The 23,342-nt window shown below is 44.2% G+C and carries 26 protein-coding genes; 17 read left to right on the top strand and 9 right to left on the bottom strand.

Annotation, left to right across the window (positions count from 1 at the left end):
* Positions 1-484: 484 nt before the first annotated feature.
* From F453_RS0101905 to F453_RS0101865, 8 genes are all read right to left on the bottom strand, one after another.
* Positions 485-1,396 carry a sugar phosphate nucleotidyltransferase gene (locus tag F453_RS0101905; protein WP_018966479.1) on the bottom strand — a complete coding sequence of 304 codons (912 nt, stop codon included), beginning with the start codon at positions 1,394-1,396 and terminating at the stop codon, positions 485-487.
* Between the two features lie 174 nt (positions 1,397-1,570).
* On the bottom strand, positions 1,571-2,239 hold the full coding sequence (locus F453_RS0101900; RefSeq protein WP_018966478.1) for a phosphatase PAP2 family protein: 669 nt from the start codon (positions 2,237-2,239) through the stop codon (positions 1,571-1,573).
* 9 nt (positions 2,240-2,248) lie between these two features.
* Positions 2,249-4,051, bottom strand: coding sequence for an LTA synthase family protein (locus F453_RS0101895; RefSeq protein ID WP_081619098.1), 1,803 nt, complete (start codon positions 4,049-4,051; stop codon positions 2,249-2,251).
* 357 nt (positions 4,052-4,408) lie between these two features.
* A complete protein-coding gene (locus F453_RS0101885) occupies positions 4,409-4,975 on the bottom strand; it encodes an anthranilate synthase component II (protein WP_018966475.1) in 567 nt (188 codons plus the stop codon).
* 39 nt (positions 4,976-5,014) lie between these two features.
* Positions 5,015-5,734, bottom strand: coding sequence for a phosphoribosylanthranilate isomerase (locus tag F453_RS0101880; RefSeq protein ID WP_018966474.1), 720 nt, complete (start codon positions 5,732-5,734; stop codon positions 5,015-5,017).
* A 35-nt stretch (positions 5,735-5,769) separates the two neighbouring features.
* Positions 5,770-6,270 (bottom strand): dihydrofolate reductase, encoded by a 501-nt coding sequence (locus F453_RS0101875; RefSeq protein WP_018966473.1) that lies wholly within the window; start codon positions 6,268-6,270, stop codon positions 5,770-5,772.
* A gap of 21 nt (positions 6,271-6,291) precedes the next feature.
* On the bottom strand, positions 6,292-7,086 hold the full coding sequence (locus F453_RS0101870) for a thymidylate synthase (RefSeq protein ID WP_018966472.1): 795 nt from the start codon (positions 7,084-7,086) through the stop codon (positions 6,292-6,294).
* A complete protein-coding gene (locus tag F453_RS0101865; RefSeq protein ID WP_018966471.1) occupies positions 7,083-8,486 on the bottom strand; it encodes a methyltransferase RsmF C-terminal domain-like protein in 1,404 nt (467 codons plus the stop codon). Before F453_RS0101865 ends, F453_RS0101870 begins: the two co-directional genes overlap by 4 nt.
* Positions 8,487-8,591: 105 nt before the next feature.
* Between F453_RS0101865 and F453_RS0101860 the strand changes: the two genes are divergently transcribed.
* From F453_RS0101860 to F453_RS15785, 11 genes are all read left to right on the top strand, one after another.
* On the top strand, positions 8,592-9,263 hold the full coding sequence (locus F453_RS0101860) for a DUF6249 domain-containing protein (RefSeq protein ID WP_009235569.1): 672 nt from the start codon (positions 8,592-8,594) through the stop codon (positions 9,261-9,263).
* Positions 9,264-9,815, top strand: a complete 552-nt coding sequence (locus F453_RS0101855) for an RNA polymerase sigma factor (RefSeq protein ID WP_009235568.1) — start codon at positions 9,264-9,266, stop codon at positions 9,813-9,815.
* A complete protein-coding gene (locus F453_RS0101850; protein WP_018966469.1) occupies positions 9,799-10,143 on the top strand; it encodes a DUF5056 domain-containing protein in 345 nt (114 codons plus the stop codon). The genes F453_RS0101855 and F453_RS0101850 overlap by 17 nt, the downstream gene beginning before the upstream one ends.
* A 186-nt stretch (positions 10,144-10,329) precedes the next feature.
* Positions 10,330-11,193 (top strand): sigma-70 family RNA polymerase sigma factor, encoded by an 864-nt coding sequence (locus tag F453_RS0101845; protein WP_009235566.1) that lies wholly within the window; start codon positions 10,330-10,332, stop codon positions 11,191-11,193.
* A 95-nt stretch (positions 11,194-11,288) separates the two neighbouring features.
* A complete protein-coding gene (locus tag F453_RS0101840) occupies positions 11,289-11,693 on the top strand; it encodes a hypothetical protein (RefSeq protein WP_018966468.1) in 405 nt (134 codons plus the stop codon).
* Positions 11,694-11,832: 139 nt separating this feature from the next.
* The gene (locus tag F453_RS0101835; protein WP_018966467.1) at positions 11,833-12,714 is read left to right on the top strand and encodes a hypothetical protein; all 882 of its coding nucleotides are present in this window, start codon (positions 11,833-11,835) and stop codon (positions 12,712-12,714) included.
* Positions 12,690-13,175: a S24/S26 family peptidase gene (locus F453_RS0101830; protein ID WP_018966466.1), complete on the top strand. Its 486-nt coding sequence runs from the start codon at positions 12,690-12,692 to the stop codon at positions 13,173-13,175. The genes F453_RS0101835 and F453_RS0101830 overlap by 25 nt, the downstream gene beginning before the upstream one ends.
* A gap of 35 nt (positions 13,176-13,210) precedes the next feature.
* A complete protein-coding gene (locus F453_RS0101825) occupies positions 13,211-13,480 on the top strand; it encodes a PqqD family protein (protein ID WP_018966465.1) in 270 nt (89 codons plus the stop codon).
* Positions 13,481-14,156: 676 nt separating this feature from the next.
* Positions 14,157-15,587, top strand: coding sequence for a right-handed parallel beta-helix repeat-containing protein (locus F453_RS0101820; RefSeq protein WP_018966464.1), 1,431 nt, complete (start codon positions 14,157-14,159; stop codon positions 15,585-15,587).
* 23 nt (positions 15,588-15,610) lie between these two features.
* Positions 15,611-16,093: a cytidine deaminase gene (gene cdd / locus F453_RS0101815; protein ID WP_018966463.1), complete on the top strand. Its 483-nt coding sequence runs from the start codon at positions 15,611-15,613 to the stop codon at positions 16,091-16,093.
* 234 nt (positions 16,094-16,327) lie between these two features.
* Positions 16,328-16,504, top strand: a complete 177-nt coding sequence (locus tag F453_RS15785) for a PG1828 family lipoprotein (protein WP_009235559.1) — start codon at positions 16,328-16,330, stop codon at positions 16,502-16,504.
* 247 nt (positions 16,505-16,751) lie between these two features.
* Here the strand turns inward: F453_RS15785 and F453_RS0101805 are convergent, their stop codons facing one another.
* On the bottom strand, positions 16,752-17,234 hold the full coding sequence (locus F453_RS0101805; RefSeq protein WP_018966462.1) for a hypothetical protein: 483 nt from the start codon (positions 17,232-17,234) through the stop codon (positions 16,752-16,754).
* A 296-nt stretch (positions 17,235-17,530) separates the two neighbouring features.
* On the opposite strand from F453_RS0101805, the gene F453_RS0101800 reads away from it, so the two are divergent.
* From F453_RS0101800 to F453_RS0101775, 6 genes are read left to right on the top strand one after another with little or no spacing between them, the layout of a single operon-like run.
* Positions 17,531-18,805: a nucleoside permease gene (locus F453_RS0101800; protein ID WP_025789806.1), complete on the top strand. Its 1,275-nt coding sequence runs from the start codon at positions 17,531-17,533 to the stop codon at positions 18,803-18,805.
* Positions 18,802-19,356, top strand: coding sequence for a bifunctional nuclease domain-containing protein (locus F453_RS0101795; protein ID WP_018966460.1), 555 nt, complete (start codon positions 18,802-18,804; stop codon positions 19,354-19,356). The genes F453_RS0101800 and F453_RS0101795 overlap by 4 nt, the downstream gene beginning before the upstream one ends.
* Positions 19,353-20,075, top strand: coding sequence for an RsmE family RNA methyltransferase (locus tag F453_RS0101790; protein ID WP_018966459.1), 723 nt, complete (start codon positions 19,353-19,355; stop codon positions 20,073-20,075). The genes F453_RS0101795 and F453_RS0101790 overlap by 4 nt, the downstream gene beginning before the upstream one ends.
* An 8-nt stretch (positions 20,076-20,083) precedes the next feature.
* Positions 20,084-21,436 (top strand): DUF4836 family protein, encoded by a 1,353-nt coding sequence (locus tag F453_RS0101785; RefSeq protein WP_018966458.1) that lies wholly within the window; start codon positions 20,084-20,086, stop codon positions 21,434-21,436.
* Complete coding sequence (locus tag F453_RS0101780; RefSeq protein ID WP_018966457.1) at positions 21,436-22,083, top strand: ATP-binding cassette domain-containing protein; 648 nt, start codon at positions 21,436-21,438, stop codon at positions 22,081-22,083. Before F453_RS0101785 ends, F453_RS0101780 begins: the two co-directional genes overlap by 1 nt.
* Positions 22,080-23,285 carry a transporter gene (locus F453_RS0101775; RefSeq protein ID WP_018966456.1) on the top strand — a complete coding sequence of 402 codons (1,206 nt, stop codon included), beginning with the start codon at positions 22,080-22,082 and terminating at the stop codon, positions 23,283-23,285. Before F453_RS0101780 ends, F453_RS0101775 begins: the two co-directional genes overlap by 4 nt.
* Positions 23,286-23,342 lie beyond the last annotated feature (57 nt).

Raw genomic sequence — 23,342 nt, 5'->3', positions numbered from 1 at the left:
ACTCGTTAAACGGGTGGGCAAAACCTGTTTTGGTATGTGTAAATTGTCTTGAGCGGAAAGCTAAATTAGATGTTAAAGGCAACAAAGAACTAAGCCTAAAGTGTGCTCTAATCTAAGTGGAGGGCTAATTTGGTTATGCTTCATCAGGGGAAACTCACAAAAGGTGATGTGCAAAGGTTTTCGCACGCGTACGCGTATAATAATGAGTAGACGCACACGACCATACAAATGGAGAGGCAATAAGAAAGGGTTAAGACACTGCTTTCAAACCTTTCGCAGTGTTCCATATAAGATGGAACCTTATTCCAGATAAGTTGGAACCCTGTTACATATCAACTGGAACAACATTCCAACTTATCTGGAACAGCAGTACCAAACGTATGTAACCCTACAAGAGGTTTGAAAGCAGTGTCTTAACCCTTATCTTCCGACTTGCGAAAGCTACCTTAAGGTTGTTTCGCAGATGGCTATCTGCTAGTCAGATTTAAAACAGTTTTGCGGGATACACGCCCTCGTTAACGAGCGATTGTATGCGTTCAACCGTTCCTTCACGGTCGGCCGAATAGGTAACGCCGAACCATTTGCTGGTGGTGTCTAGCACTTTTACTGTTGCCGTCTTGTCGTTTACCAGCTTGTTGACCATTAGCGGAATAAAGAATTCTGCTTTTAGGTTGGTTCTGTTTTTCTCGTCGGCCAAGAACTCTTTGAAATATGCCTCACTATACTCGAAGTAGTCGGGAGTAAATCCCCACATGTTCATCGATACGGGCGTATTGTCTGCAATGGCTACCCATTGTCCTTGCTCGTCTTTGTAGCATACTTTTCCGTCTACACGCATGATCTCTGTGCGCTCAACCACAGTGGTAAGCAGACCACTTTCGTCTGTAGAACATACGCCTCGTGCCACAGTTCCGTTTTCGCTAAGCGTGTTTCCAACACGGAAACCCACCATGGCGTAGGTGTTTTTGGCATTCTCGGGCAGTTCGGCAAGGAACTTGCCAAGCACCATAAACGAATCGCGATTATAGAAATCATCGCAATTGATAACGCAGAATGGCTCTTTGATAACGTCTTTGGCCATCATCACGGCGTGGTTTGTTCCCCATGGCTTCTCCCTTCCTTCAGGAACAGTGAAGCCATCGGGCAGTGCGTCTAAGCTTTGGAACACCAATTCGGCAGGAATGTGCCCCTCGTACTTAGACAGAATTTTCTCTTTGAAGTCTTTCTCAAAGTCTTTGCGAATAACAAAGACTATCTTTCCAAACCCTGCCTTAATGGCATCGTAGATGGAATAGTCCATAATGGTTTCGCCGTTAGGTCCAAGACCGTCGAGCTGTTTAAGCCCGCCATAACGGCTTCCCATGCCTGCGGCGAGTAACAATAGTGTTGGTTTCATTATTTACCTGTTATGTTATTTGTATTGCAAATATACTGAAAAAGATTGAGATGCCAAGCAAACGTGTACGAGTTTCAGCCTTCTTAGTTTTATTTAGAAGGCGAAACGGGTTGAGATGGCTTTATGTTGCGGAAGAAATGGCGAAGTAAGTTGATGTTACTACATCTGTTTTTGTTATGCTCCTTGACAGATGCGCACAGCTGCCACAACTAGGAGAAGGACGAAAGTTGCCATTCCCGCAATGCTGATGTATCGTGTGTGCTTGGCTCCTTTTACTTCTGTAAGTGTACAGAAGCGATTTACCAATGCGTAAAGCGCAATCGAAACACCACTGCCCCACAATGCTCCTGCTAGTAAGTCGCCAGGATAGTGAACGCCCAGATATGCCCTACTGTAACACATGGCAATGGCCCAAAAGAATAGGAAGATAGACAACGCCTTGTTTCGGAAAAGCAAGGTGACCATGGTAGCTAGCATAAATGAGTTGGTTGCATGACAAGATGGGAAACCATAATCGCCGCCACGATAGTTATTTACAATATGAACGAGGTGGTTGATGCCACTACCCATCTGTGAAGGACGGGGACGATTAAATATTGGACGGATGAATTCGGCACAAACAAAATCTGAAAAGAAAAGTGCTATCCCGATGGTTGACAGGACAACGAGCAGCTTAGGCTTGAGCCCGATACGCATGTAGAGCACCATAAAGACAACTACGTACATGGGAACCCATATCCATTTGCCTGAAATGAGGCTCATGAATTGGTCGAGAAATGGCGTATGGAAGCTATTGATCCATAACAAGATGGTTGCATCCAGATTGTTGAGCGTCTTTATCATCTAAAATAGTTAGCGGTTGGAAATATCGTCGTAGAGTTTCTGCAAGTAAGCTTTGGCATACGGCAGGTTCTTTCTCGGCGTTTTCCCGTTATCTAAAAGTGCCTTGTTTGTTTCGCAGTCGTAAAACACGGTGTTATCGCTTGTCTTCATCATAAATGCATTGGGCACTGTTGAGAAGGCGAAATGCGGCACATTGGGATTGAGCATGTCTTTGCTGAACGTAAACTCACTGTACGAAAGACCCAATTGCGACAGTAGGGTGGCGGCTATATCGGCCTGCGAACCAAATGTGGAGATGGGGCCTTTGGCTTTAAGTGCGCCTCCGAGTAGAAGCAATGGGATGTGGTAACGTTCAGGTGTATAGTTGTCCATATTCTCTGGATAGCACCCTTGATGGTCGGGAACCAGCACAACAAGGGTGTTTTTCCATGACGGCAACTTCTTTAATGCGGCAACAAATTTACCTAGACAGTTGTCTGTATAGGCAAAAGCGTTTAGTATCTTATTGTTCAGCCTTTTGTAAGGAACATCATAGGGTTCGTGACTACTACTTGTTTGTATCACGCTGAGATGTGTTGCGTTTGCTGTTTGGTTCTTGATGTCTGCCAATGCACGGTCGAATACATACTGATCAGGTACTCCCCATTTGCTTAGTCTTAATTTAATCGGAAAGTCGGCATCAGAAACAAGGTCTTCGAAGCCAGCTGTGGTTACGAAAGAGCGCATATTAGTGAAGTCGGCATCTCCACCATAGTAGTACTTTAATTGGTATCCCACTTTCTTCAACTTTTGTGGAAACATCGGCAAACTGCCAGTTTTGCTGGGATACTTCATGATGCTCATTGTGGGTTGGGCGGGATAACCAGCTAGGATTGCTGCTAGTCCGCGGTCGGTTCTAAAGCTGTTAGCATAGAAGTTGGTAAACAGTACCCCCTCGTTAGCCCACTTATCCATGTTCACGGCAACGTTAGGCGTGCCTCCCATACTCTTCATTATATGTGCCGAAAAGCTTTCCAACACCACCATCACAATGTTGGGTCTGTTGGTATTGAGCAGCTTATATACAGCGTCAGATCCGCCTTGTTTCGTCTTATCTTTGATTTGTGAGAACAGCTTGTTAGCTTGGGCAGCCGTCATAAAACGGTATTGGTCTTTCGTATTCTCATCGTTAACCATCGAACTGAGTAGACTAAAACATGGATTAATGGCAGCATGGTTTAGCTTTTGATTATCGCTGTAGTACACACGGCCAAGGTTCATTGTTGAAGTTCCTAAGCTTCCGCGGATGGGAATGAAAAGCAAACCTAACACAACAACCATGATACCTGTTGTAATAAGTCTGTCTTTCGCGATTCCTATGCTCTCGGGTAACGAGCCTAATGACTTAGAAAGGATGATGAAAATTACGAAAGTAAGGAGTAGCAATATAAAAACGCCTAGCACAACCCACCATACAGGCACAGAAGCTAATGCATCTTTAGGTGAGCTGAAGAAGTAGAAAAACGGCGTAGAGTCTATCCTAAAGCGCCAATAGTCGTAAAGCACGGCATCTGTACAATGCACCACGCTGAGCACTAGCGACGCTATAAGCAAATAGGTTTTGTGCAAACAGCGAATTAATGCAGGATGCAACCAAATGGAGATGAATGCCAATAGGGCGGGGATAATGGTGAAATAACCAGCCACGGATATATCCATGGGCAAACCATGCCAAATAACAGCGACATAATCGGAAAAGTTACAATCTTTAAATGCGCTGTGATTGTAAAGCATGAATACAGGTTTAAGGATTACCGAGATAGCGGTAAACATTACCAAGGTTAGAATTACATTTCCAACTAGGTGCCATTTGTAGTGTTGTTGTTTTCTCGTCATAAGTTCAGGCAAGCTTAAGGTTTCATACCATTTGCTCCATCAAATAGCTGTTTTGGTGTTTGGTTATCATGATAAATGGGCTCTTGGTATTCATAAAGTCCTTTTTTCTCATACAAAGGTATGATTTTATTTTATAAAACATATATTTTTAAGGACTAAATATACATTTTTGAATAAAATAATGGTTCGGTTTGTATGCGCAGATGTTAGATAATTACTTCATAGATAGTTCTTAATGCATTATATGATAATGAGTTAAACTGATTGATGAACGTAAAACACGAAATTTAATAATTAGCCTTTACTCAGCCAGTTATTCATAATAGTTTTGCCGTCTGGGGTTAAAATGCTCTCGGGATGAAACTGTATCCCATGCAACCTAAGCTGTTTGTGACGGATACCCATTATTAGTCCATCGTCGCTTAGGGCTGTTACTTCTAGTGGATCACTCACGCTTTGCGGAGTCACAACCCAGCTATGGTATCTGCCCATTGGCACTTGGGTGGGCAATCCTTCAAAGATGAGATCGTTGCCGAGGTTCGTTCCCTGAGTAGATATTCCGTGGCACACCTTTGAAAGGTTGGTTAGCGTTCCTCCATAGGCCATTGCAATAGCCTGATGACCTAGGCACACGCCCAGTATAGGCTTGGTTTGGGCGTAGGCTTTTATCACGTCCATAGTTTTTCCAGCTTCTGAAGGAAGTCCTGGTCCAGGACTAAGCACAATCTTATCGTAAGGTTCGAGGTCGACAAGATCAAACTTATCGTTCTTCAATATTGTTACCTTTGCACCAAGACTTTCAATGAGGTGAACGAGGTTAAACGTGAAGGAATCGTAGTTGTCGATAATAACTATATTCATAGTTGGACTTATTCGCTGTGGCGTTTATAGTAGATATAGTTATTTGATGGCCTTAATGGCTTCAACATATTCTTGTAACGATGCCATGTCTTTTTTGCCAAGCTCTAACTCGAACTGTGTATCTATGTTTATTCCTGCGAATTGCGGATGGGAGATACTCCTTATTAATAATGTGTCGAATGGGGCATTGGGCTTGCTTATTAAAAACGGTGTGGTGCCAAGGTATGCTGAAAGCAGTTGGTTTAGTTGTGAATTCCCATCGCTGGCGACTTGCATCTCGGCTTCATTTGCTGTGATATGAAACAGCAAGAGGTCGGCTTTACCCTCGTATTCCATAGCCTTAGATAAGTCGGCTTGTGTGGCAATGTCAATCCTTTTGATGATTTTTATGCCTTTGCGTATGTCTGGGTCGATGGTGCGACGTAGGTTTTCGAGGGTAACAGCAGGTTCGTCACCATTTAGTTGCACATAATCAAGGGCATAATTGTAAACGCGTGTAACGATATTTTGTGGCATGTCGTCGGTGAAAACGCCAACTCGGCTAATGGTTATAGGTTGTGGTTGAGGGGTGTTCGTTTGTTGGCTCAACGCCCGAAGTCGTTCTACGCTGAAGTCGGGAATAATACCTGCCTGCGACGAAACCATCTTTACGTATCGCGGACTTTGGGGAATGAAATCGAAACCAAGAAGGTCGACGCCTATTTGTGAGGCCATCTTGACGTCGTTGGCATGTTGCATGCCACATATTTTTATAATCATACTTTTGTATCTATATGTATCTTATCTGCTTAGGATTAGCCGAGAGTTGGTGTAGTTGTACGTTCATAATCGACGAAACAATAGTCGAAATCGTGCTTCTCGTCCTTTTTGTGACACTGACGATCCTTTTCTGCCCAACCATCATAGCTGGGAAAGAAGGCGTCGGCCTTGTCTGGCGTGTCGTCTACCTCGGTTAAAAGCAGTTTGTGGGCAATGGTAATGGCCTCGTTGTAGAGTTTCGCGCCACCTATTATATATATGTCTTCGTCGGTAGAGCAACTTTGCAGTGCATCGTGTAGTGACGAGAAGCATTCACAACCAGGAAAAACGGTTTGCGTAGTGCTTAACACTACGTTGCGCCTATTGGGTAATGCACCCTTGGGAAGCGACAAGAAGGTGTTTCTCCCCATAATGATGGTGTGCCCAGTGGTAAGTGCCTTAAAGCGTTTCAGGTCGTTGGGTAACCAATAGATAAGTTTGTTTTGATAGCCAATGGCATTGTTTCGGGCCACGGCAGCTATGATATTTATCTGCATAACCTTGTATGTTAGGGAGTTCTATACCGACACTTCGGCCTTGATATGGGGCAAAGGATCGTATCCTTCGAGGGTAAAATCGTCGTATTTGAAATCGAAAATGCTAGTCACATTGGGGTTAATCGCCATCTTAGGTAAAGTTCTCGGAGTGCGTCTCAGCTGCTCTTTGGCCTGATCCAAATGGTTTAGATAGAGGTGGGTGTCGCCTGTGGTGTGGATAAAATCACCAGGTTGCAGGCCACAGACTTGTGCCATCATCATCGTTAGCAGGGCATACGAGGCGATATTAAACGGTACACCGAGGAATGTGTCTGCAGAACGCTGATACAGTTGCAGGCTTAACTTATCCTCGGCAACGTAAAACTGGAATAGGCAATGGCAGGGTGGAAGAGCCATTTGGTCAACTTCGGCCACATTCCATGCACTGACAATCATTCGTCGAGAGTCTGGATTGGTCTTCAAGGCATTTATAATGCTTTGTATTTGGTCGATGTGCCCACCGTTATAATTGGGCCACGACCGCCATTGATGCCCATAAACAGGCCCCAACTCACCGTTTTCGTCAGCCCATTCGTTCCAAATCCTCACGCCGTTTTCTTGCAGATACTTTACGTTAGTGTCTCCTTTAAGAAACCAAAGCAACTCGTGGATAATGGATTTGAGGTGTAGCTTCTTTGTGGTTAGCAATGGGAAACCCTCTTGGAGGTTAAAACGCATCTGGTGTCCGAAAACGCTTAACGTTCCCGTTCCTGTGCGATCTTCCTTGCGTGTGCCTTCATTCACGATGCGTTGAAGCAAGTCTAAATATTGTTTCATCTTAATTTTATAATCTGTTGTGGTTGTGGAATGTGCGTACTTTTTATACGCCACTCTTGCGGGTAGAGGTTGTTGGCGCGATTGCCGATATTCTTTACGAAGCCAAGTGGCATGCCTTGATAAGTAACCAACACGTATCCGCGTGGCGTTTCTGGTGTCAAGGTGATGGCCTCTCGCCGTAAGAAAGCGATGGCCGAGTCATAATCAAGTTCGCATTTGCAGAATGCATCGGTGTTGAGAGCGATGGAGTGGGCGAGTGCGGGATGTGGAACAAGATCTTTTCCTTTTGGTGTAGCCAGCGCAACTCCTGCGTGAACAATGCGCAATGCCGTGCTGGCCTTATCGAACAGACTTGTCCATTCACTGGGTATAGCGTGGATGTTGCCGTTAATTTGGCACGTCTCGAACGCGAAATTGTCGTTTAGCCACTGTGGCATTTCGGGCAATTTATTTTTTTGTGTCATGTATTTTTGAGAACGTTTTTTCCGCTCATCGTGTACAATATCATGTTCGTACCTCTTCCTAAGCACACATAAGAAGAGACCTTCACCCTTAGATATGCCTGGAATAAACCTGCAAGCGGGGAGTTCAGAACCTATACTTCCCGTAATCTTCCATGCAGATGGAATGGGGGGAAGGTCGGAAATGGCACCCAGCTCTTGTGCTATCCACTCAACATTACGTTCGTTTTCCTTGTCGTTAAAGGTGCAGGTGGAGTATATGAGTAGTCCGCCCGGTTTCAGACAAGGCCAAATGTCGGCAATAATTTCGCGTTGCAATCGCCAGCAATGTTCCACATTCGTTTCGCTCCACTCGGCAATTGCTCCCGCATCTTTCCTGAACATGCCTTCGCCAGAGCAAGGTACGTCGGCCAAGATAGCATCGAACTGTAAGCCACTCTTGCGATAGTCGGCTGCGAAATTGCTAGTCACTACCATGTCGGGATGCCCAAATTTCTGCACGTTTTCTGCCAAGATGCTGGCCCTTTGCGTTATGGGTTCGTTGCAAAAGAGCAAACTTCCTCGTGGCAGAACACTCCTCAGCGCAGTAGATTTACCGCCTGGAGCAGCACAGAGGTCGAGCATCGTGATGGGCGAGTGTATCAATTGTTTCACTATCCACGCAACAAACATCGATGATGCCTCTTGTACGTAATAGGCCCCAGTATGAAAAAGCGGATCGAACGTAAAGTTAGGTCGCCCTGAAAGATAATACCCGTTGTCGCTCCATGCCACACCTTCGTCCACATTATACACCTCCGTCTCGCCGTTTATTGTCTTAAACGGGTTGAGTCTTATGCTTACAGGAGGGTTTTGTTCTAATGCGACATGCAACTTTTCATAAAGTTCGTCACCCATTAAAGCCCTTGTATAAGTGGTGAATTCTTGTGGTAAAGCCATGCTTTCTTCTCTTTTGCGAGTACAAATATATGTTTTTTTTTCATCCTCTGCAACTAAAATACATTTGTTTACGTCATATATACATAAAAACGATAAAACAACAACATGATGAAAAAATATCTATTGGCGTTTTCCATGCTGTTTCTGGTCGGAGTTTCAGCCATGGATGCCACCCCAAAGCACCGACATCGCCACAGGACTACAACCGTTTCGCTGAAGGCCGACAGTGCTTCGGCATCCGTTGAGGTCTATTCTGATACCACTTCCGTTAGTGGATCGAATTCGGATAGCATTTATATGTCCAATTCGATGAGTATGGATAGCGACGACTTCGATGATAATCGTGATCCCGTGAGTGCATTGAACTGGCTGTTAAATCATGGTCCTGGTGGAACGCTTGCGGCTATATTTGTTGTCGTTTGCGTATTCCTCTTCCTGGTTGCACCATTCCTCATCTTCGCCTTTATCATCTATTATCTGATAAAGCGGCATAACGACCGTGTGAAATTGTCGATAAAGGCTATGGAAATGGGGCAGTTACCAGCAACGGGAGTAGAATCTCCACTAACCGACAGCGATGAAACCCTGTGGAGAAAAGGCGTAAAGAACTCTGCCATTGGACTGGGCTTGGCTCTGATGTTCCTATTGTTCGATGCAGAAGAACTTGCCGGCGTTGGCCTGCTGGTGCTATGCTACGGACTCGGACAGGTGTATATGGCCCGCGCTTCTCGCAAAAGACGTGAAAATAAAAACGAAGACAACCATCCCGAATTCTAAATGAACGTGACTCAGCTCAACGATAATACCCTGGTTGCCATGGCGGCTGAACAACACAACCGTAAAGCTTTTAACGAGCTGGTTGTGCGGTATCAGTCGCCCATCAGGCGTTTCTTTCTCAACCAAACGTTGGGAAATAAACCGTTGAGCGATGACTTGGCACAGGACACTTTCGTGAAAGCTTACCTCAATATTGCCAAATTCAGAGGTGGCGCAGCCTTTTCCACGTGGCTTTACCGCATTGCCTACAATGTGTTTTACGATTATACACGCAGCAATAAGCAGACCGAGGATTTGGAAACGATGGAAGTGGACAGGCGAAATGCTGATATTTCCGACACAACGGTTTCGCTAGATATCTATGAAGCTCTGAATATGCTGAGCAGTTACGAAAGAACATGCGTCACCTTGCAGTTGATGGAGGGGCAACCCATCGACAAAATTGCCGAGATAACAGGAATGGCTGCCGGCACAGTAAAGTCGCACTTGTTCAGAGGAAAAGAAAAAATGACCCGATACTTAAAAGACAATGGATATGACAGAAAGAGATGACGAATTGTTGATGCACTTCTTTTCGGAGCATAAACAAGAAATTTTCGACGATGGCTTTTCTGAGCGTGTGATGCAAAAGCTACCCCGTTCGGCTATCCGCACCTACAACAGGATATGGACACTCTTCTGTTGTATGGTGGGTTTGGCGTTTATTCTGTTCACGCGAGGTTGGGAACAACTGGGGCTCGTTGGTCGTAACATAGGCGTGCGGTTCTACGAATCGCTGTTGGCTGTTAACCTCACCAGCTTCAGACCCATAGTCTTATTCGTTGCCCTACTAACGTTTATCGGTGTTACGGTATACAATCTCAGTCTCTCTAAAGACTGATGAGGAGACTATAGCCCACCCAACAAACCATGCATAAGAAAAAGAAAAGGCAGGCGATGTCATCGTCTGCCTTTTCTTTTGCACTGCCACGAAGATGCAGTTGAATAAACAAAAAAAAGCAAAAAGATTTGTGGATGTGCCTCAAAGTCATTAAATTTGCATACAAGCATATAAAAGCAACGCTTAATGAGACAGCTGAAAATCACGAAATCGATAACGAACAGGGAGAGTGACTCACTGGACAAGTACCTGCAGGAGATAGGTCATGAGGAGCTAATTTCTGTGGAAGAGGAAGTTGAATTGGCACAGCGCATCAGAAAAGGCGACCGAAAAGCCTTGGAGAAGCTAACCAAAGCCAACTTGCGGTTTGTCGTGTCTGTTGCCAAACAATATCAAAACCAGGGCTTAAGCCTACAAGACCTCATCAATGAGGGTAATGTAGGCCTGATAAAAGCTGCCGAAAAATTCGATGAAACTCGTGGTTTTAAGTTTATTTCTTATGCGGTGTGGTGGATTAGGCAAAGTATCTTACAAGCCATTGCCGAACAAAGCCGCATTGTTCGCTTGCCCGTCAATCAAGTTGGGTCGGTAAACAAGATCAATAAGATACTCAATAAGTTCGAACAAGAAAACGAACGCAGACCCAGCATCAACGAAATAGCCGAGAAAACCGATCTGCCTGAAGATAAGATAGAAGATGCTATCAAGGTAACGGGTAGACATATCTCGGTGGATGCACCGTTTGTGGATGGTGAAGACAACAGTTTGTTAGACCTGCTAACCAATTCGGACATGCCAACAGTTGACAACGAACTGGTGAAAGAGTCGTTACGAGCCGAGATTGCAGAAGCCTTACAATTTCTCAACGAACGCGAACGTAATGTTATTGAGGCCTTTTTCGGTATCAACCAAATGGAAATGACGCTCGAAGAGATTGGCGACAAATATGGGCTAACTCGCGAACGCGTGAGACAGATAAAAGAGAAAGCCATACGTAGGCTGAGAAACAACACCAAGAATAAAATGCTCAAAACCTATCTTGGGCAATAAAATGTGCTTTGTTAAGAAGCAAAAGGCGATGGGGTAATAAACAGTGTACGTCACGCCAAAGAATTAAAGGCGGATTTCCGCCAAACAAACAGAAGATGATACAATTAAAAAAATACTTATTCGTAGCAACATTTTTGCTCACTTTGGCCACTACGGCCTCTGCTAAATTAGTTCAAACCAAGGTTTATCTATTTGGAATGGCCGCTTCGTTCAACGACTCGACGGCTTATTTGACCGACGTTCAAGAGATTGACGCATGGATTAACGATAAGGGAAAATTCCTTTATAGTCGAGAGAATTATTCTTATCAACTTCGCGATTTCCTACAATCGCAGGGTTTCGCAAACGCCACTTGCATCACGTGTTTTGCCCTTTCGCGCAAAAAGGCAGAAAAGAAATATGCCACACTCTTGAAGAAAACTGCGGCCAAAGGCGATGCCAACTTGCGCTATATCAAAGGCAATGAGTTTAAATTCGAACCTATTGCCCCCGAAAAATGATGCCTTCGAGGCTATAATTCCCTAATTACGGGTCTGCCACTAAGCACAAAGGGACTTGTCATTTAAATCTTATCAAGGGTTTGTGACTGCCTGGTTGGCATTGGCTGATCACGTACTCACACGGAGAAGAACATCATTGATGACTTATAATTTTAACATCGCCGAACACGACATCAGCATTGTTTTTGAAGATGCGACACCAATAGACGGGTCGCTCATACAGTCGTTGGAACCTTTCAAGATAGAGGGCGAACCTGTAAATCCGCTTTTAAAGCTCATTGTAACCAACGATTTGAAGCCTTATTCACCGGAAGATACCGAGCTGATAAGGGACATAGACACAGGCAACGGCATGACTTTGGTAGACGTTTTACCATCAGGTGGTTACCAATTTCATATTCGCAACCTCCAAGATAAACTCTGTTGCCTGCTCCATACCAACAAAGACTTTTCGCTTTGTTACTGTAAATTGGAGGGTAACTTTTCTATGCGAAACTTTGGTATAAATAATGCCCTGATGCTGGCATACGCTTTTGCAGGATCGTTTAAACAGACTTTGCTTATCCATGCCTCGCTTGTTCGACACGAGAACCGTGGTTATGCTTTCACTGCTAAAAGTGGAACAGGTAAAAGCACGCACGTAAGTCTTTGGTTGCGCTATATTCCCAATTGCGACTTGATGAACGACGATAACCCCATTATTCGCATCATCGATGGCAAACCCTATATATATGGTAGTCCGTGGAGTGGGAAAACCCCATGTTATCGCAACATTAAGGCCGAGTTGGGCGCTATTTCGCGTATCGACCGAGCAAAAGTTAATAGCGTTGAACGTCTTAAACCCATCGAAGCTTTTGCTTCGTTGTTGCCCTCTTGTTCTACGATGAAGTGGGATAAGGACGTGTTTAACAACGCGTGCAACACCATTACTAAGATTATAGAGACAACGGGCATCTACATAACCCATTGTTTACCCGATAAAGATGCAGCCTTATTATGCCGACAAACAATAGCGAAATAAGAGAATTGCAGTTCGAAAATGCCCAGTTTCTGCCCGAAGTGGCTCGCTTTCTAGAAGAAGGCCACACGGTGACATTTGGGCTCAAGGGGTATAGCATGCGTCCTTTTTTGGAGCACGGCCGTGACAAAGCCCTATTAAGCAAGCCTACTACGCTGCAAAAAGGCGATGCCGTGCTGGCAGAAATATCCACTGGTGTGTTTGTGCTTCATCGCATCGTTAAGATTGATGGCGACAATATAACGCTGCGTGGAGACGGCAACCTTGCCACCGAGCATTGCAAGCGCGAAGACATTAGAGGCTTTGCCCTAGGCTTTTATAGAAAAGGAAGAGAAACGTTAGACAAGACCAACAGTGTTAAATGGCGTGTATATTCGACCTTATGGATGGGACTTTTCCCTATACGCAGATACTTGTTGGCTTTTTACACACGAATTTGGATGCGCCTGTTCGGACCTATTTAAGAGGAGAAAACTGCGCATATACAGTATATCAAGTTATGAAGAAGAAAGTAGGATTTAATTTACGCTCCATTTGTGGCGAGCATGTTATTGTGGCTGAAGGTAAAGAAAACATTGATTTCAGCAAGATTATCAGCATGAACGAAACGTCGGCATACCTTTGGGAAGCCATAGAAGGCAAGGAATTTACAGCTGAAACGCTGGCCGATTTACTGTTGGAGCAGTACGAAGTGGAATACAATATAGCTTATAAGGACTGTCTCGAACTCATTGTAAAATGGGAAGAAGCGGGTATTATTGAACCATAATGCAGTAGATGCGCTAACAATAACCGTCATACAATACGGCATTTAAAAGCAACAAACCTTTTTGACAAACCACACACACCTTGTTTTGGCTTTCCATACTAGGCTTGAGGGGCTTGTCAAAAAGGTTTTTCTTCGTCAAGGCCTACTTGCGTCCTCATTTTGAAAAACAACATAAAGCTTTCTTACTACAATATAATGCCACATAGAAAGCTGTTTTTATTTTCTGCCTTGACTAAAGCATTTCGCTTGCATTTATTATTCTCGCTTATCTTTATTATCATGTCTGGGAAGTGAGTTTGTTGTTTCTTGGATTCCTTTAAAATACTATTTGGACTCAGCTTTTATGTTCTTCGCCTTGTTCCATCTTAACTGGAACCCTGTTCCATGTGATGTGGAAGGTTGTTCCATCTTAACTGGAATCCGGTTCCAGTTAAGATGGAACAGGAGTATATCTTAGCGATAACAAAACTATGTTTTGAAAAACATAATTCCATTGTTCGTTTAATGCGTCTCGAAAACGCTATTTATCCGTTTCAATAGCTTATAAGGTGTTTGTCCTTAATACGTTATTCATGAAGCGATATTATTGTGGTATGAGAACGCGTATTTACCCTAGGTAACGTATTCTTTTTATGCTCGTCGACAATATTTTTGTATAGCTCACGTTAATGAATGTATGAAAGTAAAGTACGCTTTTTTAATTATCGCCATAATCAGTTTGTTTTTCTCGTGCTCCGACGATGATTTCTCTACATCTTCTTCGGTTTCACCACTTTATTTTTCAGCCGACACGATAGACTTGGACACTGTATTTGCAAACGTTCCTACGTCTACACGCACCTTTTGGGTGTATAATCGCTCGGAAAGTAACGTCCGTTTGTCTAGTGTGCGACTGGCTGGAGGCAATCAACAGGGCTATCGTGTAAACGTAGATGGCACCTATTTAAGTTCTGAATCGGGATTTCAAACGAGCGATTTGGAAGTACGGAAGAACGATAGCATTCGTGTTTTCGTGGAACTGACATCGCCTAAGGCCACAACGTCGGGTATGGAATTGATTGAAGACAAGTTGGTCTTCAGTCAGCAGGGCAGGGTAGAACAACAGGTAATTCTTCGTGCCCGCAGTTGGAAAGCACATGCAGTAACAAACCTGCGCATACGTAGAGACACCACCTTGACGGGAGAAAATCCTATTGTCGTTTATGGTGGTATACGTGTTGACAGTTCGGCAACGCTCACTATAACACCAGGCACTATGCTGTTTTTCCACGATAAGGCAGGCATAGATGTCTATGGGCGCTTGCTTATCAAAGGAACGGCCAAGGCTAACGTGGTGTTGCGTGGCGATAGGTTAGACAAGATGTTTAGATACTTGCCATACGACCGTGTGAGCGGACAGTGGGCGGGTGTGCGTATCTACGAGCATTCGTATGGTAACGAGTTTGAAAATGCAGACATTCACAGCTCTTTCGATGGACTGCGGGTAGACTCTTCGGATGTTTCCCAACTGAAATTATCCATGAAAGCTGTAACAATACACAACTGTCAGGGCTTTGGCATATTGGCCGAAAATAGTCAGGTGGAGATGCAAAACTGCCAAATATCCAACACACAGAACGATTGTGTACGCATAAACGGAGGAAAAGCGACACTAACCCATTGCACCTTGGCCCAGTTTTATCCATTTGGAGCAAATCGGGGAGCGGCTTTGTGGATAACATTTAATAAAAATCCGCTGGTGAGTGTGCAAGTTCAGAACAGCCTTCTTACCGGTTATGCCAGCGATGTGGTGATGTTGGGAAAGGAAGAGAAGGACAAAGGTGTACTAATGACATTCAGAAACAATCGTATACGAATGCCTAAACCGGAGCCCTACGCCAATGCAAAGTTCGAGAACATTGTGTTCGAGGCCGCCAACGATACCACTCAATCGCCCCGCAACACGTTTAGGGTGTTCGACGAGAAGAACCTTTATTACGATTTCAGGTTGAAAAAGGGTAGTGGAGCGATAGATTCTGGCAGTCCATTGTGGGCATTACCTACCGACAGAAGAGGGATTGCACGCGACGCTAAGCCCGATCTGGGAGCGTATGAGTATGTTGAATAAAGAAATGAAATACAATATATAATATGAGAACAATTGACCTTAACATCCGCATTCGTGAATTTACATTCGACGAAATGCCCGAGGCTGATCGCCAGCTGCTGGAACAAGCCAAGTTGGCTACATATAATGCATACGCTAATTATTCAAGGTTCTATGTGGGTGCAGCCGTTTTGTTAGACGATGGACGTGTGGTTATAGGGGCTAACCAAGAAAATGCAGCATTCCCATCGGGCCTATGTGCAGAACGTTCGGCCGTCTTTGCAGCCCAATCACAATGCCCAGAGCAGTCTATCAATACCCTAGCCGTGGCTGCACGCAATGAAAATGGTTTCCTTACTGACCCTATCAGCCCTTGTGGAGCATGTAGACAGGTGGTATTAGAGATGGAAGACAGATACAAGCATCCTGTCCGAATTCTTCTCTATGGTGAAAGTCGCGTTTTCGAACTTTCGTCCATAAAAGACTTATTGCCGCTTTCATTTGTGGACGCACACATGCACGGATAAGTGCTTTGTTTATTTGCCCAGAATGATCTGTTAAAGATGAAATTAGTTAAAATGGCTTTTCTAGACTCAATTTTAACGTTTCTGTAATTCATTGGCTTATAGATGATTATGGAAAAGTTACAATCGAAGTCGAAAAAAAATCATAAAAAATAGTCTGTCGTATTAGAAAAATGGTTACCTTTGCAATGTTTTAATAAACGAATGATTGTTTTACAGATTTAAAAAGCAAAGAAAATGAAAAAATTAGTTTTGGCTTTCGTAGCTATTGCAGCTGTATCTTTCGCATCTTGCAACGACAAGAAGAACGCTGCTGCTGGTAACAATGACACTGCTGCTGTTGACACTGCTGCTGTTGACACTGCTGCTGCCGCTGTTGACACTGCTGCTGCTGACACCGCTGCTCACATGTAATTTCTACGTAAAGTGAAATGAGAGAACGGGCGCATCCTAAGGATGCGCCTTTTTTTTGTGTTTACTCCGATATACACGCTGTTGATAAAGGACGTCTTTATTTCGTTTTGTGTGTATGTTTTGATGCAAGCTGAAAGAGATACGGCTTGAATGTCGATCCCCTGTAATATAAAGATAAGCCATATACCGCCCCAAATTGGGGAGAGGTATATGGCTTATTGCTTTTGTAGTTATAGCTCGCTGATGCTTATTGTGCTTGAGGAATGTCTACAGTCGTAGGCTTACCTTCGTAAGTTCCTGCAACAGTTGTTGTTTTTCCTCCAACAGTTTGAGACAACTGGAATGTCAGTTTGTAAACGCCATCATCAGATTTCGTTACCATAAATTGACTTTCCTTGTTTAGGTTAACCGAGTTGTCAAAAAGTGTTCCTAGTACATTTCCTTCTTTGTATTTAATGGTTTTTCCATAATCCTTTACGGGTACAGAAAAAGTAAGTTGATCGACTTTCGTGCTTTTCTTGTCCACAGAGGCAATGGTCAACGAAATGTTTGTAGTTTCTTCCATTTGGCTTACAAGCATAGAAATTACCTTTGTTTCCTGCCCGTCAATCTTTACGGTGTTAGAATCATCACTATCGTCGCTGCCACATGCGGTGAATGCGGTAAACGAAGCGAGGAACATCATTGCCAATGCAATGAACTTCGATGTTTTAGAAATTGCTGTTTTCATAATTCTTTTTGTTTCTCCATGGTGTGTATTAATGTTGATTATTAACATTGTAGCTGTCTTCCGGGGCGAATCCCATGGTGATCCGCTTGAAAACCTGCCACAAATTACGCTGCAAATTTAGTGATTTAATTTTACATCTTGACCAAGAATATATGTTTTTTTTACAACATTACGCATTCTTCATCACTTTGTCCGATTTGTTGTTCGTTAATAACTCTATTTCAATAAAAAAAGGAGCGTGAGCTTATTATATATCAACAATAATCCTTAACTTTGTGGAGAAAATACTTATAATCATGAATCTGAAAATACGCTTATCTTTGATGAACTTCCTCGAATTTGCTGTTTGGGGAGCTTATCTCACCTCAATGGGGACTTATCTTGTGAAGATCGGAATGGCCGACCAAATTGGTTGGTTCTATGCCGTACAGGGTATCGTATCTATTTTTATGCCTGCCATCATGGGTATAGTGGCCGACCGCTGGATGCCAGCTCAACGCCTACTAGGATTGTGCCATTTGTTGGCAGCCATCTTCATGTTCGCGACAGCCTATTATGGATTTGTCGCCATGGGACAAATTCAGGACGGGGCATCTGTTGCGGGTACTTTTGCCGGCTCGATGATATTTCCTCTTTATAGTTTAAGCGTAGCTTTTTATATGCCAACACTTGCTTTGAGCAATTCGGTGGCATATACGGCATTGACACAAGCCAATATGGACACCGTGAAAGATTTCCCCCCGATACGTGTTTTCGGTACCGTCGGCTTCATTTGCACCATGTGGTTTGTGGATTTAATGGGTTTTCAGCCTAACCAAAACCAATTCGTTGTGTCGGGAATATTCAGTGTCATACTCTTCTTATATAGCTTTACGCTCCCAGCATGTCCCACATCGGGCGTGACAGAGCGAAAAAGTGTTGCCGACCAGTTAGGGCTACGCGCCTTCTCACTGTTCAAACAGAAGAAAATGGCCATCTTCTTTTTCTTCTCAATGCTGTTGGGCGTTAGCTTGCAAATCACCAATGGATTTGCAAACCCCTTTATAACCAGTTTTGAAAGCATACCCGAATATGCGGATACCTTTGGTGTAAACCACGCCAATATTCTTATTTCGCTATCTCAAATCAGCGAAACCTGTTGTATTCTGCTCATTCCTTTCTTCATGAAACGTTTTGGCATAAAGAACGTTATGCTTATTGCCATGTTCGCATGGGTGCTACGTTTCGGCCTATTTGGCTTGGGCAACCCTGGCAGTGGCGTATGGCTTTTCGTGCTGTCAATGATTGTCTATGGGGTGGCATTCGACTTCTTCAACATCTCGGGGTCTTTGTTCGTAGACAAATCAACCGACGTTCACATGCGTTCTAGTGCGCAAGGCCTGTTCATGTTAATGACAAACGGTATTGGTGCAACAGTTGGCACACTGAGCGCACAGGCCATTGTTAATCATTTTACCGTAGACGGAGTAACCAATTGGCAAACTTGCTGGTATGTCTTTGCAGCATACGCCCTCGTTGTGGGTGTGGCTTTTGCCATCGTTTTCCGCCCTAAGGGAGTAGACAAAGAATGAAATCGAAGATAAAACTAGTATTCAATAATGTAGCCGAGATAGTTGGCAACGAGCAGCTTGGTCTGCTCGCGCTCACCGATGAAGCCCAAACGATGGAGTTACTCATTCCTTGCGATAAGGAAATGAAAGAACAGCTCGGCTTGCGGCTTAACCATCTGCCCATCACCAAAATGCTTTTACCTGAAGTTTTGTGGCAGTTGGTGCGCTCGTTCAGCTCTGACGACTTTGAAATAATCATCGACGACATCATCGATGGTCAGTATCGAGTGCTGCTTTACAACATATTAACCCTCGAGCCCATAAAGCTTAGGGCAAGCGATGCTGTGTTGCTCTCAATCATTGGCAACATACCTATATATATAGAATCATCTCTGATGGCGCGTCAAGGAACACCTTTCAGTAAGAATGCTATGGGTGCGTCGCTGCCGATAAACATCCTAGATGATAAAATGATTGAAGATGCCCTTGCCAAAGCCATTAAAGACGAGAACTATGAACTGGCATCGCGCATCAACGAAGAAATAAAACGAAGGAAAGACAAGCAAAAATGAAGGAAACACGCTATTTCTATGTACCCAATGCAGAATGCTCTAACGAGTTGCCTGCCGAAGAAGCGGCACACGCTTCAAGGGTTTTGCGCTTGGAAAGTGGCGATGAAGTGTTTCTAATCGATGGTGCTGGCTGTTTCTTTAAGGCGCAACTCACCCTCGTAACAAAAAGTAGATGTCTATACGATATTGTGGAACGATTGCCGCAAGAAAAGAAATGGCGTGGACGAATAGCCATCGCAATGGCGCCAACAAAGGTTATAGACAGGGTGGAATGGACCTTGGAAAAAGCTACGGAGATAGGTGTCGATGAATTCTCATTGCTTAATTGCGCCTTCTCCGAACGCAGAAATGTAAAGCTAGAACGGTTAGATAAGATTGTGGTAGCTGCTGTTAAGCAGAGCAGAAAGGCTTGGAAGCCATTGCTGAACGATATCCAGTCTTTCGAACACTTTGTGAAGCAACCACGAAAGGGCGTTAAATATATTGCCCATTGCTATGCTGAGATTGATAAAAAGGATTTATATAACGAGTTGACACAACTGAATTGTGATGAGGAAGTTACCATACTCATCGGACCAGAGGGTGATTTCTCCATCGAAGAGGTACGTTTGGCGATGAGCCAAGGATATGTTTCTGTCTCGCTTGGTCAAAGTAGGCTGCGAACAGAGACTGCAGCCTTGGCTGCAACAATGATCGCTCAACTTGCATTTAGGAAATAAACGATAAGATGAAAAATATTATAGGAGCATTGCTCTTGCTGTTCGTGCTGTTGGTTTCGTGTTCGAAAGCCAGCTATGTGCAGTCTATCCCCAAAAGCAGCATGGCTGTTATGGCGATAGATGTGCCAAAGTTGGGCAAGAACTTGAAGGCTGAAAATATCCTGAAAACATTTATTGGCGTGGACAACAACGTTACCGATTACGGCATTGACCTCTCTTCAAAGCTATATATTTTTGAGGCAGCCGACATGAATTTCGGTCTTTGTGCAAAGGTAGACGATGCTTCTAAACTCGCTGCAGCCCTTGATACGCTAGTGCTAAGAGGGCAGGCAGTGGCTGGAAAAGAACGTAAAGGTTGCTATTTTTACACCGTTAATAATGTGTGGGCAGTGGGTTTTAACGACGATGCCTTGTTAGTGATGGGTCCGCAACCTCTCGCCGTTCAACCCGACTTGCAATTGCGTATAGCCAAATTGCTCACCATCGACTCCAAGAAGGAAGATCGCCAGTCGCCTTTGTTGGCCTCGGTAGATGCCATTGATGCCCCCATGGCCTTCGTTGCTAGACTTGATGCCCTGCCAGAAAACATTGCTCTGCCCTTTACTTTGGGTTTGCCAAAGCGCGTTAACCTGTCACAAGTGGTGTTAAAAGCAGGTCTGCGTTTCGCAGATAACACCCTTTTGATGAAGGGTGAAACTTTCTCGTATAACGAAACCATTGATAAAGCCTTGAAACGGGTGGCAGCTTCTTATCGCCCCATTGGCGAAACCTTCTTGAAAGAAGCATCTTCGCCAGCTGCACTCACCCTTTTCGCCAATATGGAAGGTAATAAATTGCTGGGCATTGTAAGAGATAACATCGTGTTATCTACGCTACTTACGGGATTGAACACAGCCATCGACATGGACAACATCATCAGAAGCATTGACGGCAACATCATCATCTCAACATCCACTTCTGCGAGCGGACAAGCCAATCTCTCGATGAAAGCACAGTTAAAGCACACCAATTGGTTGATGGATGTTGGCTATTGGAAACGCTCTTGTCCTCCAGGCTCTACCATTTACGATGCAGGCCCACGCGCATACGTATTCGACAATGGCAATTTTAAGTACTATTTTGGATTGAAAACCGATAGTAGCTTCTATTGTTTGCCCCATCCACCCTCACAACAACCCATTTTAGTGACGCCCAGCAGTCAAATCTCGTCAAGCGTGGCTAACGAAATACGCGGAAAACGATTAGCTCTTGTTTTCAACATAGATGCTTTGGCAGCCTCTAGAGGCATCAAAACCAGTGGCCTAACCACGTTGCGAAGTTATCTGGGAGGGGTAAATACAATCGTTTATATTTTAGAATAATGAACAACATTAGCTTTGATCAAGTTACACCACATGTATTTCTACAGCGAGGCAACTTACATTCGGAAGTGTGGCAACAGCCTAACCTCACGTTCGAAAAAGGCAAGTTCTACCTAGTGGAAGCCGAAAGCGGTCGTGGAAAAAGTACCTTTTGCAGTTATATTATGGGGTATCGGCAGGACTACGAAGGTATGGTGAAGTTCGACGAAACAGACATTTGCCTACTCTCCACAACCGATTGGGTGAATGTTCGTCAACGAAACGTAAGCCAGTTGTTCCAAGAATTACGTTTGTTTCCCGAACTCACGGCCTTGGAAAATGTGATGCTGAAAAACCAGCTTACCCACTTTAAGACTGAAGCCGAAATACGCCAGTGGTTCGAACAACTAGGAATAGCCGATAAAATAAATACTAGGGTGGGGCAGATGTCTTTCGGACAGCAGCAGCGTGTGGCAACACTTCGTGCCCTTGTGCAGCCTTTCGACTTCCTTTTAGCCGATGAACCCATTAGTCATCTTGATGATTTTAATGCCGACACACTTGGCGAATTGATGGCAAACGAAGCTAAATCGCAAGGGGCGGCACTAATTGTAACAAGCATTGGCAAGCATCCTAGTTTGCAATACGATAAAATTCTGAAGCTATGAAACTGGTTTGGAAATTACTACGTCAACATATCAGCTGGCCGCAGTTCGTTGGTTTCTTCTTCGCCAACCTTTTTGGTATGACCATTGTTCTGCTTGGCTACCAGCTATATTGTGATATCTTGCCCATATTTACGGCCAATGACAGCTTCTTAAAGGCAGACTATCTTGTGGTGAGCAAGAAAATTGGCGTGGCTAACGCCTTGGGACAGCAGCAACATTCAGGCTTCTCGAAAGATGAAATATCCGCCCTTCAAGCCCAACCATTCGTTAAAGGGCTTGGCCAATTCACCTCTACGGCTTATAAAGCAGAAGCTACGATGGGTGTAAATGGCATGAAGATTCTCAATTCCGAGCTGTTTTTCGAAAGTGTACCCGATCGTTTCGTAGACGTTTCGCTAGCCAATTGGCACTATACGCAAGGCGATAGTGTTGTGCCCGTTATCCTCCCGCGAAGCTATATCACCATGTACAACTTTGGTTTCGCCCAAAATCGCTCGTTACCCAAGATAAGCGAAGGCCTCGTTGGCATGATCGACCTCCACATTCAAGTGCAAGGCAAAGGCGGTCAAGGGTATTTTAAGGGAAAGGTCATCGGTTTTTCGTCGAAACTCAACACCATTCTTGTGCCCCAATCATTCATGACGTGGAGCAACAGTCACTTCTCGCCAGAAAGCGAAATGCTTCCCTCGCGACTCATAATGGATGTTACCAACCCTGCAGATGAACGTATCGCAACATATCTCGATGATCATCATTACGAGCTGGAAGATAAAAATCTCGATGCAGAGAAAACCACTTATTTCCTCAAACTCATGGTAACAATGGTGATGGGTGTAGGTATCGTTATTTCTGCACTAAGCTTTTATGTGCTGTTGCTTAGCATCTATCTGTTAGTACAGAAGAATACCACCAAGTTGCAAAACCTCTTGCTTCTTGGTTATAGTCCTTCGCGAGTGGTCTTGCCTTACCAGATTCTCACCCTTGTGCTCAACTTGGCCGTGCTTGTTGTTAGCTTCTTGCTTCTACTTATGATGCGAAGCTACTATATAGATATTGTGGAAACCCTCTTTCCCGATCTTACGTCAACGGGTGTAGCACCCACATTGGGCATTGGCTTGGCACTGTTTCTCCTTGTTACGGGCATCAACTTCACCATCTTATGGCGCAAGATAATGAGCATTTGGAAACATGGCAATAACTAAAGGATAACAAACCGTATGGAGGCTGTTATGTGGCATCGCCCTAAACTTTGCCCATAC

This window comes from Hoylesella loescheii DSM 19665 = JCM 12249 = ATCC 15930 (genome assembly GCF_000378085.1).
Classification (GTDB): domain Bacteria; phylum Bacteroidota; class Bacteroidia; order Bacteroidales; family Bacteroidaceae; genus Prevotella; species Prevotella loescheii.
Note: the sequence above shows the minus strand (reverse complement) of the source record. Positions and strands in the feature narration are given on the sequence as shown.

What these genes read in the sequence shown, in the direction of transcription:
- F453_RS0101905 (WP_018966479.1), bottom strand. Translation starts at nt 1,396, where the DNA reads ATGAAACCAACACTATTGTTACTCGCCGCAGGCATGGGAAGCCGTTAT.
- F453_RS0101900 (WP_018966478.1), bottom strand. Translation starts at nt 2,239, where the DNA reads ATGATAAAGACGCTCAACAATCTGGATGCAACCATCTTGTTATGGATC.
- F453_RS0101895 (WP_081619098.1), bottom strand. Translation starts at nt 4,051, where the DNA reads ATGTTTACCGCTATCTCGGTAATCCTTAAACCTGTATTCATGCTTTAC.
- F453_RS0101885 (WP_018966475.1), bottom strand. Translation starts at nt 4,975, where the DNA reads ATGAATATAGTTATTATCGACAACTACGATTCCTTCACGTTTAACCTC.
- F453_RS0101880 (WP_018966474.1), bottom strand. Translation starts at nt 5,734, where the DNA reads ATGATTATAAAAATATGTGGCATGCAACATGCCAACGACGTCAAGATG.
- F453_RS0101875 (WP_018966473.1), bottom strand. Translation starts at nt 6,270, where the DNA reads ATGCAGATAAATATCATAGCTGCCGTGGCCCGAAACAATGCCATTGGC.
- F453_RS0101870 (WP_018966472.1), bottom strand. Translation starts at nt 7,086, where the DNA reads ATGAAACAATATTTAGACTTGCTTCAACGCATCGTGAATGAAGGCACA.
- F453_RS0101865 (WP_018966471.1), bottom strand. Translation starts at nt 8,486, where the DNA reads ATGGCTTTACCACAAGAATTCACCACTTATACAAGGGCTTTAATGGGT.
- F453_RS0101860 (WP_009235569.1), top strand. Translation starts at nt 8,592, where the DNA reads ATGATGAAAAAATATCTATTGGCGTTTTCCATGCTGTTTCTGGTCGGA.
- F453_RS0101855 (WP_009235568.1), top strand. Translation starts at nt 9,264, where the DNA reads ATGAACGTGACTCAGCTCAACGATAATACCCTGGTTGCCATGGCGGCT.
- F453_RS0101850 (WP_018966469.1), top strand. Translation starts at nt 9,799, where the DNA reads ATGACAGAAAGAGATGACGAATTGTTGATGCACTTCTTTTCGGAGCAT.
- F453_RS0101845 (WP_009235566.1), top strand. Translation starts at nt 10,330, where the DNA reads ATGAGACAGCTGAAAATCACGAAATCGATAACGAACAGGGAGAGTGAC.
- F453_RS0101840 (WP_018966468.1), top strand. Translation starts at nt 11,289, where the DNA reads ATGATACAATTAAAAAAATACTTATTCGTAGCAACATTTTTGCTCACT.
- F453_RS0101835 (WP_018966467.1), top strand. Translation starts at nt 11,833, where the DNA reads ATGACTTATAATTTTAACATCGCCGAACACGACATCAGCATTGTTTTT.
- F453_RS0101830 (WP_018966466.1), top strand. Translation starts at nt 12,690, where the DNA reads ATGCCGACAAACAATAGCGAAATAAGAGAATTGCAGTTCGAAAATGCC.
- F453_RS0101825 (WP_018966465.1), top strand. Translation starts at nt 13,211, where the DNA reads ATGAAGAAGAAAGTAGGATTTAATTTACGCTCCATTTGTGGCGAGCAT.
- F453_RS0101820 (WP_018966464.1), top strand. Translation starts at nt 14,157, where the DNA reads ATGAAAGTAAAGTACGCTTTTTTAATTATCGCCATAATCAGTTTGTTT.
- cdd (WP_018966463.1), top strand. Translation starts at nt 15,611, where the DNA reads ATGAGAACAATTGACCTTAACATCCGCATTCGTGAATTTACATTCGAC.
- F453_RS15785 (WP_009235559.1), top strand. Translation starts at nt 16,328, where the DNA reads ATGAAAAAATTAGTTTTGGCTTTCGTAGCTATTGCAGCTGTATCTTTC.
- F453_RS0101805 (WP_018966462.1), bottom strand. Translation starts at nt 17,234, where the DNA reads ATGAAAACAGCAATTTCTAAAACATCGAAGTTCATTGCATTGGCAATG.
- F453_RS0101800 (WP_025789806.1), top strand. Translation starts at nt 17,531, where the DNA reads ATGAATCTGAAAATACGCTTATCTTTGATGAACTTCCTCGAATTTGCT.
- F453_RS0101795 (WP_018966460.1), top strand. Translation starts at nt 18,802, where the DNA reads ATGAAATCGAAGATAAAACTAGTATTCAATAATGTAGCCGAGATAGTT.
- F453_RS0101790 (WP_018966459.1), top strand. Translation starts at nt 19,353, where the DNA reads ATGAAGGAAACACGCTATTTCTATGTACCCAATGCAGAATGCTCTAAC.
- F453_RS0101785 (WP_018966458.1), top strand. Translation starts at nt 20,084, where the DNA reads ATGAAAAATATTATAGGAGCATTGCTCTTGCTGTTCGTGCTGTTGGTT.
- F453_RS0101780 (WP_018966457.1), top strand. Translation starts at nt 21,436, where the DNA reads ATGAACAACATTAGCTTTGATCAAGTTACACCACATGTATTTCTACAG.
- F453_RS0101775 (WP_018966456.1), top strand. Translation starts at nt 22,080, where the DNA reads ATGAAACTGGTTTGGAAATTACTACGTCAACATATCAGCTGGCCGCAG.